General features: G+C 54.5%; 9 protein-coding genes and 1 tRNA gene. All 10 read right to left on the reverse strand.

Annotation, left to right across the window (positions count from 1 at the left end; genetic code table 11):
- Window positions 1-99 precede the first annotated feature (99 nt).
- Entirely contained in the window at window positions 100-6,051 is a 5,952-nt protein-coding gene (locus JSS75_10875; protein MBS1904199.1) for a T9SS type A sorting domain-containing protein, read from the reverse strand.
- 233 nt (window positions 6,052-6,284) lie between these two features.
- Entirely contained in the window at window positions 6,285-7,016 is a 732-nt protein-coding gene (locus JSS75_10880; GenBank protein MBS1904200.1) for a hypothetical protein, read from the reverse strand.
- A 44-nt stretch (window positions 7,017-7,060) separates the two neighbouring features.
- A tRNA-Arg gene (locus JSS75_10885) sits at window positions 7,061-7,134 on the reverse strand.
- Window positions 7,135-7,288: 154 nt separating this feature from the next.
- Entirely contained in the window at window positions 7,289-7,693 is a 405-nt protein-coding gene (locus JSS75_10890; protein MBS1904201.1) for a septal ring lytic transglycosylase RlpA family protein, read from the reverse strand.
- Window positions 7,671-8,792 carry a mannose-1-phosphate guanylyltransferase gene (locus JSS75_10895; GenBank protein MBS1904202.1) on the reverse strand — a complete coding sequence of 374 codons (1,122 nt, stop codon included), beginning with the start codon at window positions 8,790-8,792 and terminating at the stop codon, window positions 7,671-7,673. Before JSS75_10895 ends, JSS75_10890 begins: the two co-directional genes overlap by 23 nt.
- Complete coding sequence (gene alr, locus JSS75_10900) at window positions 8,789-9,919, reverse strand: alanine racemase (GenBank protein ID MBS1904203.1); 1,131 nt, start codon at window positions 9,917-9,919, stop codon at window positions 8,789-8,791. The genes JSS75_10895 and alr overlap by 4 nt, the downstream gene beginning before the upstream one ends.
- A 58-nt stretch (window positions 9,920-9,977) precedes the next feature.
- Entirely contained in the window at window positions 9,978-10,841 is an 864-nt protein-coding gene (locus JSS75_10905; protein ID MBS1904204.1) for a J domain-containing protein, read from the reverse strand.
- 42 nt (window positions 10,842-10,883) lie between these two features.
- Window positions 10,884-11,282 (reverse strand): ATP synthase F1 subunit epsilon, encoded by a 399-nt coding sequence (atpC, locus tag JSS75_10910; GenBank protein ID MBS1904205.1) that lies wholly within the window; start codon window positions 11,280-11,282, stop codon window positions 10,884-10,886.
- 63 nt (window positions 11,283-11,345) lie between these two features.
- A complete protein-coding gene (locus tag JSS75_10915; GenBank protein ID MBS1904206.1) occupies window positions 11,346-11,669 on the reverse strand; it encodes a GIY-YIG nuclease family protein in 324 nt (107 codons plus the stop codon).
- A 42-nt stretch (window positions 11,670-11,711) separates the two neighbouring features.
- Window positions 11,712-12,314: a DNA-3-methyladenine glycosylase I gene (locus JSS75_10920; GenBank protein MBS1904207.1), complete on the reverse strand. Its 603-nt coding sequence runs from the start codon at window positions 12,312-12,314 to the stop codon at window positions 11,712-11,714.
- Window positions 12,315-12,660 lie beyond the last annotated feature (346 nt).

Here is a 12,660-nt window from a genome sequence, read left to right on the forward strand (position 1 = left end):
CTCCTTCAGAGAAATTGACACAATATACGTTAAAAGTCCTGTACTATGATCAACCGTATGCGGGGTGGCTTGTTACACCACCCCGCCGGTTGAAATAGATTACTTGTTCAGAGTCATCTTGATGGTCGACGTGTAGTCCGCGGCCGACATCTTGCAGATGTACGTGCCGTTCGCCACAGCGTTGCCAGAGGCATCCAGACCATCCCATACCGCAGGGTACGTACCTGCGTCGACCGACTCGTTGACCAAGGTACGGATCAACGTACCCTTAATGTCATAGATCTCGATCTTCACATTCGAGCGATTTGCCACACTGAAGTTGAGCGTGGTGCTCGTCGAGAACGGATTCGGCGAATTCGGCTCGAGCGAGAATACCGGCGTGGCAGTCTTCTCGACACCCGAGTTCGTCGGGACGAACACGATCAGCGCATTCGAGAGGCCGACATTACGGATCTCGAGGCATGCACTGTCATTGCTACCGCCGACATTGGTCATCAGCGTATAGCTGGTGTTATTGATCAAGTGGTTCGCCGGCGTCGCCATGTCGATGGAGAATTCACCTGCATCGAACGGATGGCGCAGATAGAAGTGGCCCTTCATCGTGCCGGTGCTATTCAAGCAGCTCGGCTTCCAGCAGATACGGATCGGGTAGAGGAAGCCTCCATTATCCGAACCAGCATTGAAGCGCATCTGCCACGTGATATCGGTAACCTGTGCCGTGTCATGACGAATATCGACATAACCGCCCTTGAGCGAGCCACCGACCGGGTACTCCCAGCGTCCGTCGAACACTTGCGAGTTCGGAGCTGCCGGAATTTCGAATTCGCAATAACGAACGTCGAGCGAATCGGTACCGTAGCGGCCTGCACCGAAGCAGAGGCGCGCAACGTCAGAAGTCGGGTGCGTAAGCGAGTCAGCCTTGTTGTAGACATAGACTGCGCACTCGAAGGTCGGAACATCACCGACGAAGACGCGATAGCGCAACGTATCGGTATTGCCATGACCATCGTCTACACCAACGTTCAAGTAGATCGGCGGCGGCGGATTCGACGAGAAATATGTATCGTCGAGTGTAAACGTACCGCAGACAGCGATCGCAACGGTGTCAGTAGACTGTGTCTGACCATCGGTGAATACCGGTGTCACAGAACCCGTCCAGCCATTTGCCGGATCAGCGGTGACCGTGAACGCAAGGCTATCCGGACCGCAATCACGCAAGAGATCGTGGTCATGGATCGGAATCGTGTCACAGAACTGAACATTATTCTGCACGCAGACAATGTTCGGGCCGCGCAAGAAGCTCGGCAAGTGCTCGGTCGAATCGACGTTAAGCGGGATCTGGGCCCATGCCGTCAGACCGCACTGATCCTGGACGATAACCGTCACAGTCTCAGCCGTGTCACAAGCAGCACCCGATCCGGTACCACGCGGAGCATCCTTGATACCCGGGGTACCATAGAGCACACCCGAAGCAGGATTGATCTGCAACCAAGCCGGCGTCGTACCGTTGAGGGTCGTCTTGCCAGTCTTGTAACGGTTATCGCGATACACATCCTGCGTCTGGCCCTGATAGAGCAACTGGAAGGTGTGCGTATCTCCGAAGTTCGGATCGAAGATATTGATACGACGCAGACCGAGGGTGTCCTTCGAATTTGCGCTGTAGTCAGAATCTTCCTTCGCATTCGGCAGCGATGTCGTCAAGATTTTCGGCTCGACGTTAATCACTGCATGCCACTGCTGCTGAGACTTGCCGGCGTGGCCGTCATCAGCTTGGATCGAGACGATCGTATCAAGCAAGAGCTCCGAGTTGACCTGCGGAACCGGCGTGATCAACGAGTACGCCGTAGCGGAATCGATTGCCACATGGATGATACCCTTCGTCTTAAAGTTTGCATCTGCAAACGCACCCTTCAACCACAGCGGCGTAACAAGGCCACTGTACGATGTGCGGCCGTAGCGGAAATCCCACGGCTTACCAGCAGCGGTCGTGATGGCCGCAGCTGTCGAATCTTCTGTTTCGTCATCCGTCTGGACGTCATAGTCGTAACGGAGGCTATCGGTCAAGTTCGCCGTACCGACGCAACCCGTTGCCGGGGTGGTCGTGAAGACAGGCAAGCTATCGCGAACGAAGATGCGGAAGTCATATGTGCTATACGTGCGACGAACATCGATCGTATCGCTCAAGAAGCCCTGCTGACAATTCATGTATGCAGGATAGATCCACATCGAAAGCGTATCGGCATTGTCACCGAGATCAGCAGCCGTATGATTGTTATACGGCGGGATCGGGCCGCTCGTCGTGAGTGAATCGAGCAACAAGTGTTCCGAACGCTTGTTCGGCGGCCAGTTGGTCATGACGACATGAACCGGCTCTCCACCAGGCACGACATCAGGATTGTGCGGGGTACCGAAGAGTTGGATATAACCGTTCGAACCGCCGCTCGGATTAACGTTGCGCACGGTGTCGCGCTGCAACCACCATGGCAAGCGATAGTTCAGCGAATCCATCCCGGCCGGGAAGGTCACTGAGTAATCCAACATCGTGTAGTACGGATTCCACAGCCAACGCGGGTCGTAGAAATTATTCATATCGTACCCACCGATACGGAACAGAACGTTATTGAGGTTCTGGTTCGAGCTGTACGGAACGTACACATTATCCTCACGAGCGTAGAGACGGTTCGGATTCAATGTGTCATTCTGAAGCGCCGGGACGTCACCAGCCCAGAACGGAGCCATTACGTCACCGATCTTGAAGCTCAAGCCACGTGCCTTTGCACCGGCAAAGCCATACTTCCAAAGCTGCGTACGGCTGAAGACCGAGATCTGGTCACCAGGACGTACCGGAAGCGTATGGTAACGCTCGCCAGCATACCACAAGGTCTGTGCCGGGCTACCCGAACCCTGCATACCGATAGTAGCGATCGTGTCCGGACCAACCACATTCTGAAGCTGGTTCAGACCGAGATTGTATGCACGACCGTCAAGAGCTGCGCTATCTTCAAGCTTTGCAGCGCGAGCGATCTCATTGTAGGTCGTGTTGGTCGGACGGATAAGTGTCGGGCTCCAGAGCACCTTCGCGCGTGCAAACGGATTGCGCGAACCAACCGTCGAATCCGGAACGAAGTCCAAACGACCACGGTACGGAATGCTCGACGAATCGGCATGGTCTGCAAACTCTTCCTTGAGGTTCACACGAACATACTCCTGCGTCGTCTCATTGAGAACGAACACCGTCGTGTAGTTACGTGCATAGGCATCGCGGTTGCGATCTGCAACGTCGACATCAGCCGACAGGAACAGCGGATAACCAAGCGGATGATTACCGACGAACTGCGTCTGGTAACGCATGATCTTCGAGAGATAGACCGGGTCCTTCTCAAAGATATCGCGAGTCCAGCGGCGCAGGCCAGTGTGATTGTTGGCTGCATTACCGATATCGGTCGGCAGACCAAGCGAGAAGGCTTCTGCGATTGCAAGGCGGCGATTGCTGTAATCAACCGTCTTGATATCGAGACCGCGATCGAAGATATCATAGATGCGACCCTCGAAGAGGAGCGTATCCGGAATCGTACCGATCGGAACGTAGGTGTACGAGCTTGCCGGGAAGCGGTTTGGCTCATACACGTTCGTGAAGCAGTCCTTGGTATAATAATCAATGAAGAACGTCGACTGGATCGCGCCGATCGGCAGCGTCGGGAGCTGCGTGATCAGATCCGGACCCGACTCGCCCCAGAAGTTACCACGGAGCGTATCAACACCACCAAAACCATGCGGGCCATCCGGCTCGCGAAGGATGTAGCGTGCGACGTTGTCATAGATGGCATTACCGCGCGAGTTGGTCTCGTGCTGCGGTGCCGGTCCTTCAAAATCAGCCCAGATCGTTGCGCCTGCGCTCTGATCGCCCGGATTGTTCTTGTTCGGGTTTTCGAGGTCGACCGAAGCAACGTGCTGGCTGGTAGCAAAGTTATTTGCGACCAACGTCTGGTTTGCAGTAACCTGCAAACGGAAGTTATCCGAATGGATCGCCGAACCGGTGAATGCCTGGTTGTGCTCAAAACGAGCGCGGCTCAGGATCAACGTATCGAGCAGGATCAGCGGGTTGGGCGAGTTGTTGATGTCAACATACAACGCACCACCACGGCCATTACGAACTTCGAGCGCCGCCGAGTCATTTGCAACGGCAACCGTCGCAACGTTCTCGATGAAACGAGTAAGCTCACGGCGATCGTACGGGAGCGGCGAGAGCGACGGGGTCGTTGCATTATACTTGTCTTCAACCATGAAGCGATTGTATGCAAAGACACCCGGGCCCGACTGGCCCATATTCATATATACCGCACCACCATTGCCACCATGGACATAGTTGCGGAAATACTCGACTGCGAACGCACTGTCGCGCGTACCGATGAATTCAGCGCCACCACCCTTTACAAGGTCATAGTACTGCGGACGAGCGATACGTGTATCCGACGGATCGACGAAGTTGGCGATGTGCCATACGCGACGGCTCTGAATGTCGGGATTGGCGTTCGGATTGAGGTAAATAGAACCACCGGCGACACCGGCGGCATTACCTGCAAACTTCACACGCATTTCAACGGAATCGAAGAGCGGAGCGACCTTGGTCGACGGCTCGAGATAACCGGTGATAAACGTGTACCAGTTCTGATAGATGGCGCCACCAGCATAGTATGCGGTGTTAAGCGCAAATTCGATATTACCGGAATCGCGGAGCGTGAACGGCGAGGTCTGAACAACATTTTCACCGTCGATCACAAGAGCCGAGCCATTCTGGAAACCATTGCCACTCGGCAAACCGCCAGTACCGCCATTGTTCTGCCAATCCATAAAGATGGCACCACCCATACCGGCAACGTTTCCGAGGAAACGGGCACGCTTAATGATTGCAAGACCCGGACGGCGCGACTGTGCGCTCGGCGGAGCCTGCCAAGCCGGATCAGAAGACGTGCGGCTGACATAAATAGCACCACCGCGCATATTCTGGTCACCGGAGGCGGCAATTGCACTATCAGTATTACAACCGATAAGCGATGCGGTCAAGGCAGTATAGTCACCGACATAGATTGCGCCGCCGTATGCTTGCTGTTGCAAGGAACCCTGCGACTTTGCAGGATTATTTACCGTACAACGCTCGAACTGCATGCTGTCGACGTTCTTCGGCAAGCTGGCCGGAATGCCAAGCGGGTAAGCAACACTATCCGTGTAGCCAAGATAGCAGGAGCGGAAATCGCTGACCGTCGCGCCGAGACGCGCCGACATATAGATTGCGCCGCCATACGCGCCGGTATCGGCCCAGTTGGCGTGCGAGTTCGGATTGACGGTTTCGTTAAGAACTCGGCAATCGCGGATCAAAAGCTTGCGGACCTGATGGTTCACGAGCGCCATACGGCCGTCGTCCCCCGGGAAGTATGAAGCGGAGGGGGCCTGTAGGAACGCGAATGCACCACCACGATAAATCGCCTGACAGCTGTCGGCAATCACATCGAGCAGATAGGTCTTAGCGGAGAATGTCGTCATGACAGCACCGGTACCGTTCGACGCGCGAATAAGAGCGAGCGAATTCGTGAGCTTCGGGCTACCCGGAATGTCAGCCACACCGTAGATCAACTGATTGTCGATCGACTCCTTCTTACGGAAGAACGCGAACCGGCAGTTCGCAAAATAGACAGAGTCAGCGCCCGGCAGAACGAGGATATGCCCCCATTCGTATGAATTGCCGTTGACGTTGAAGCCTCGGAATTGAATCCGTCGCTGCAAGCCGGAAAAACCATTTGCAACGATCTTTCCGCCGACCGAGTCCATGATACGGCCACCCGGAAGGAAATGCACTTCGGCACCTTCCTGAATGATCAGCTTTCCGGAAATACTATAATTTCCGGAAATACGATAGATCGTATCGGTATTGCTGTTGCCTGGCGTGCGAGAATAGAACGTCCTCGTCTGACCAGACGTCAGATAGCCGCTGACATCGACGATACGTTGCGCTTTCGCATCCTGGAGAATTCCCAGAAATACGAGAGAGAACATAAATGCAATCAATAAACGCTGCATACTTCCTCCGTGAGTGAGTAAATTACGGATTGACAAAAAACTTTCTGGTTGACGCTCAGGCTGTGGCGTCGGATCAGTTGTTGCTCGCTCGATCAACATTGTACCGATTATCCTTACTATCGTATTAATATTAAAACAGTTACGCCGGCGCAGAATGCACCGGCATCACCGTATCTCGTTACTAAAGTCCTGCAAATATACGGAAGAAATTACAGGGAGACATTAAGCCGAATAAGCGCACGTCGTGCGCCATCGTCAAAATACGTACCCTGATAGTCTTCCAATATCTTGCGATACACTTTTATGGCCTCATCCTTTTTGCCAGCCTGCTCGAAGTTACGGGCAGCGGCATAAGAGTAGTCGGCGTTCATCGGATTGACCGCCTCTACCGAAGCGGCTGACATGAATAACTTCGCAGATTCCTCTTTGTTACCCTTATCTGCTAAAATTGCGGCTTTCCCGGCCTGGCCCGACGCCTTGATCAGCGGAAGATCGGTCGAAATGGCGTCAAATGCCATCAGAGCGCTATCGAGCTTGCCCAGATAATAGTAGCAATTACCGAGACAGAGCTTCGCGAGCTGGCCTGCCTTGGTCGAGCCATAGTCGGCTGCAATCTGGCGAAGGCCGAAAATCGGCTCATTCTGGATCTTGGTGTGCATATCACCGTCAATCGCCCCGCGCCAGTCACTCCCTTGGTAGACGGGCATAATGCGCGACAGAAGAGCTTCGGCGTGATCGGCCTTTTCCTGTTCGGTAGAGCGCCAGTAGAAAAATAGGGCGACCGCAGCCACAAGCACCACAGAGGCGCCGATGACAATGCGGCTATTGCTTGCGAGCCATGAAGCGGTCTTTTGATAGTTCAGAATGACTTTGTCACTCTGGCTCAATTCCTGCTCTGTAGGCTGAACAGCGTCGTTCAGTTGTTTTTGCGAACGAATCATGTACTAGTACTAGTGACAGTAATACGGTAAAACGGTATATCGAGTGCGCCCGGAAGGACTTGAACCCTCAACCTTTGGAACCGGAATCCAACGTTCTATCCAGTTGAACTACGGGCGCCGTTATGCCGAGTCTCGCGGCACATGTGGCACCAAGAGACGAGTATAGTTATGCAAATATACTCAATATCCGTCCCAAAAACCGTAAAACTGTGCTTCGGATAAACTTCAAACAGGGCATTTTGTTACACCCGCCGAAACATTTTCTTACGATTTTATTTGCCCCAGTCGATCACCTCGAGGCGGACGCGGGTCAGGCCTAACTTATCTAATCCTATTGCTTTGGCGGCTCCATACGATAGATCGATGATCCGTTCCGGTTTGACAGGGCCGCGATCGTTTACCGTTACGTCGACCTGAGCGCCATTTTTAAGGTTCGTGACCCGTAGAAGTGTCCCGAACGGATAGCTCCGGTGGGCGGCGGTGAGCTTATTCATATCGAACACCTCACCACTGGAGGTTCTGAGGCCATTAAATTCCTTCCCGTAGAAGGACGCAAGCCCTTCCTGTGTTGCAAGCCCTCGCACAACGGGTGCGGAGCAACTGGCAAGAAGACCGCAGAGCATCATCGCGGTGACAATACCCCCGAATGGCCGTCTACAGGTACTCCGTGCGGCCATTTCGTTTGAGATAATCAGCTACATCCTTGACGGTTTGCGCTCTCTCGCGGTGAGTGATCAGGATCGCATCGCCCGAATCGACGACAACGATATCGTTAACGCCGTTCAGCACGATCAGCTTCTCCGAACGAGACATTGCAAGGCACCCCTTTGAATTACGCACGATCACGTTAGCGTCGGCATCAACGACATTGTTTTGCATGTCGCGTTCCGAGAGCCGCCACACTTCGTCCCAACTTCCGAGATCGCTCCACCCGAGCGTGTTTGCGCGAAGAACGTACACATTCTTCGCCCGCTCCATGACGGCATAATCGATCGACACGCCACGAACTTTGCTATATGCGTCTGCGAGGCCGGCAGCGAATGCATGGTCTGAAAGCGGCGGGACACGGTCGATATGCTCCATGATCCCTTCGGTATAGGTACGCAATGCGGCGTCGATCGCATCGACACGCCAAATGAACATCCCGCTATTCCAGAGGAAGTCGCCGGATTCGATAAAGCGCTGGGCCGTATCGGTGTCCGGTTTTTCTGCAAAACGATGCACACGGAATACATCTCGAAGTTCGAACTCGGAGAATGCCGGCAGATCTTGGTGCGACGGCAGGTTGCTGTCGTCAAGCTGGATATATCCATATCCGGTTTCCGGTCGTGTCGGATGAATGCCAAGTGTGACGAGGCCATGCGTTTGCGACGCCAGCCGAACTCCGACTTCGATCAGTCTGGTAAATTCTCGGTCGTTTTTGATTAAGTGGTCTGCGGGGAGCACGACCATCACTGCATCGTCGCCATGGCGCTCTCTGATCAATTTCGCGGCGAGCGCAATACACGGAGCCGTATTCTTGCCGAAAGGCTCGGCGATAATATTTTCGGCCGGAACACCCTTCGCCTGCTCCTTGAGCGGCTCGATGTGTGTCCTGCTGGTAATGATCATTGTATCCGACTCCGCCGCGAACGTCTTGGTCCGTTCGAGCGTGCTTTGCAAGAGTGACTTCCCGTTGTGCAGTACGTCGAGCAATTGCTTCGGGCGGGCCTCGCGGCTATAGGGCCAGAATCTGGTCCCGACGCCGCCCGCCATGATCACAGCGCAAATCTTCATTCGGTGGTTCTTTCCGAGATCACTCGCGGTACGCGAGCAGTGATATTGGTTAATACTTCGTAGGGGATCGTACCGATCCGCTCGGCGATTTTCCACGCATCAAGTGCCTCGTCGCGTGACGAGATCAGCGTCACGTCGTCGCCGATATGCACACGGACATCGCCGGTTTCTACCATCAGTTGGTCCATACAGATGGTGCCACGGACAGGGTACCGATACCCTCCGATCAGCGCTTCAGCCTGGCCCGTCAGGAGCCGCGAGTAGCCGTCGCCATACCCTGCCGGGACCGTGGCAATGTTCGTCGGGTTCGTTGCATGCCAGCGGAGATTATAACTGACTCCTTCGCCTGCCGCAATGTGTTTCGTAAAACCGACTGCACTTACCAGATCGAGCACGGCGTGCAACTCATGCCGATGCAGCGCATGCTGCTGGAGCGAGGGCGCGTACCCATAGAGCAGGATGCCAGGGCGTACCATATCGAATGCCGTCTCGGTTGGTCGCTGCAGAATCGCTCCTGAGTTCGCCGCATGAGCGATCGGGACCGATATCCCATCGGCTCGCACCGTATGCACGATCGAAGCGAAGATATCGAGTTGCTTGCGAAAGAAGGCCGAGCCTTCTTCGTCGCTCGTCGCAAAATGTGTCGAGATGCCGACGAAATCGATCTCATTGCGATGCGTCGCGATCGTCCTCGCAAAGTGCAGTGCATCGGCCGGTTCAACTCCAATACGGCGCATGCCGGTATCGACCTTCAGATGCACTCTGGCCTTCCTGCCGAGTGCCGCAGCTCGTGCAACAATTGCCTCGAGCTGATGGTAATCGCATAATGTGAAGTCGAGCGCGTGGACAATAAATGCGTCGATCTCGTTATCCATCGCTGTGGTCAGAACCTGAATCGGCAGCGTCGTCAGCGAGCGGAGGATCAGCCCTTCCTCTTCGGTTGCAACGCCGAAGTACCCGACCTCGCCGCTGTCGATCGCGGCCTTCGCGATGATCTCAAGGCCATGACCGTATGCATTGGCCTTGATCACCGCCATGATGATCGGCCCGGCGCCGATACGACGACGAACGAATCGAAGATTCTCGTGGAATGCGGTGGTCGAGATCAGTGCGCGGGTCGGGCGCATTGCAGGTGTATTAGTACAAGCGGACGAATAACACGGTGCGTCGAACCTTTAGTTTGTATCAATTCGCGATGCCGGACTTCGCGCGACGAATCGCCTCTTGTACCGCTATCTTCGATGTGTCGCTCTTCGGAGCATATTCGAGAGCTTTGTGATACGCATCCGATGCATCGATCGGCTGCAATTCCGATCGGAAGAAATCGCCGAGTGTCGTATAGATCAGCAACCGATGTTCCGGACTCGTCACGTATGCTTCGACATCGCCCATTGCTGCGGCATATTCCTTGAGCCGAATATGGGCCAATACCAAATTGGTCACCGTCGATAACCGGTACGATCCTCGCTTCAGCAACGTCTCCCAATAAGCTGCTGCGGTGCGGTAATCGCCGAGCATTGCGGAGACCGACGCGATTTGCTCTATTGTCTCCAGTGAATCCGACGGCGTCGACAAGTTCTCTTTGACTGCCGGCTGTGGCAACGGCGCGGCATGGCGTTCGACGATCCGCTGTGCCGGGTCGGCGGCAAACTCTTTCGAGCCCGACATACTCCAGATATATCCGATGCCACCGATAACTATAATAACTGCCCCAATAATCATCGCGACCTTCGTCCGATTGAACGGATACCGAAGTTCGATCTCGGGACCGGCACCGTCGCGGTCGTCTTTATACTTCTGACGGATGCGCTGCAGGTTCTCGTAGCTGAGCGTATCCTGCATATCGAGGAGCCGTCGGTAGTCCTCGCGGGTTTCGCGTTCGAAGAGTACTTCCTTCGCGCGGTTGAGGTCCTGCATCATCCGTTCGGCGTCATCGGAACCGACGTTGAGATCCGGATGCCATCGCAGAGCCAGGCGACGATAGGCCTCTTTGATCTCCTCCTCGCTGGCATAGCGCGGGAGGCCGAGGATCGAGAAATAGTCTTTCACGCTACAGCCGTATGATGGCGTCCGGCTGGTCGGGAAGCCGCGTTACGCTTTTGCCACGAGCAGCTTGGCATTGAGAATGTCAAGCTCGTGGTGAAACTGTGCGTTGTCGATCTCGTGATCGGCGTAGCGACGACGCAGCGTGGCGATCTCGCTTTCGACCTGGGAAATATTGATCTTGCTTGAATGCTCGGCGCTATCGGCAAGAATCACGCCGATATCGTCATGCAACTCGACGAACCCGCCGGCAACATAATAATGCTCTTCGCCACCGCCCGATTGCTTGAACTTCAGCAGACCCGGCACCAGCTTCGTCACGATCGCGGCGTGGTTATGGAGAACCTGAAACGGCCCCAACGCTCCCGGAGCGGTAAATTGGTCAACGTCGCCCTCGAACACCGTGTTCGTCGGCGTGACGATCTTCAGCGAGATATTCTTTGCCATAGTGCGCCTCTTAACAATGACGTTCGGCCTATTGTTCTATTCACAAACTGCCCCAAAAAACCGTCATTCTGAGCGAAGCGAAGAATCCCTTTCGGCTTGCCCGGATCCCCAATCCAGACTCAGATCCTTCCACCCGGGATTCATCCCTTCGATCAGGGCGATCTTCTTCGAACGCAGCCACCCTTTCAATTGCGTTTCCCTTGCAATAGCTTGACTCGGCGTCGAGAATAGTTCGAAGTATACCAACTTGTCGATATTGTACCGTTTGGTGAAGCCTTCATTCAGCTTGTTCTTATGCTCATATAATCGACGGTCGAGATCATTCGTCATCCCGATGTAGAGACGCTTCGAGTTGCTGGATAGAATGTAGACAACGTAGTTCTCCATACTTGGGCGTTCTGGTGATCCTTAAGGGATTCTTCGCTTCGCTCAGAATGACGTGCTGCTTCTGAGTTCCTTATACCGAAAGCACCCTACCAGATGGTCATTGACCATGCCGGTGGCTTGCATGTGGGCGTACATGATCGTCGAGCCGACGAACTTGAAGCCACGGGAGATCATATCCTTGCTCATCGCATCGGATTCGTTTGTTCGAGCCGGCAGCGTCCCTTGCTCCTTCCAGCGGTTGTGAATGACCTGGCCGTCGGTGAATTGCCAGATGTACTTGTCGAACGAACCGAACTCCCCCTGCACTTCGAGGAATGCCTTCGCATTCGTCACGGCCGAGCGGACTTTCAGATTGTTGCGGACGATCGACGGATCCTGCAATATTTTTTCGATTCGTGCCTCGGTGAACCGCGCTACCTTCTCGGGATCGAAATTGGAAAAGGCCTTGCGATACCCTTCGCGCTTGCGTAGGATCGTGATCCACGACAACCCGGCTTGCGCTCCCTCGAGTACAAGAAATTCAAAGAGCTTCCTATCGTCGTGTACCGGCACACCCCATTCGTGGTCATGGTAGTGAACATAGAGCGGATCGGTCCCGCACCAAAGGCAGCGTGTTGGTTCTGTTGTCATTGTCGTCGTTGTCATACTATTGTGGTGCCCCTCAATTAGAGCTGAAAGATACGAACTCAGTAGGACGGACTCTTAGTCCGTCCTCAGTGGCACGGACTCTCAGTCCGTGCTCTTTCGGCATCCACGAACATTCGGCCCTGCCCCGAACCCCGCCCACGAATAAATTCGTGGGCTACGCATGTGGCCGTCCTGCCGGACTCAACACGGAGAAGGCGCAATGCCCTTACCCAACACGTCATTCTGAGGTCGCCGCCGCGACCGAAGAATCCCTTTCGGTTTGCCTCGACCTTCCGTACACTCCCAAAGGGATTCTTCGCGTTGCTCAGAATGACAGGCTTATAAACTTGCATGGCACCCAATT

The organism is Bacteroidota bacterium (genome assembly GCA_018266755.1).
Classification (GTDB): domain Bacteria; phylum Bacteroidota; class Ignavibacteria; order Palsa-1295; family Palsa-1295; genus JAFDZW01.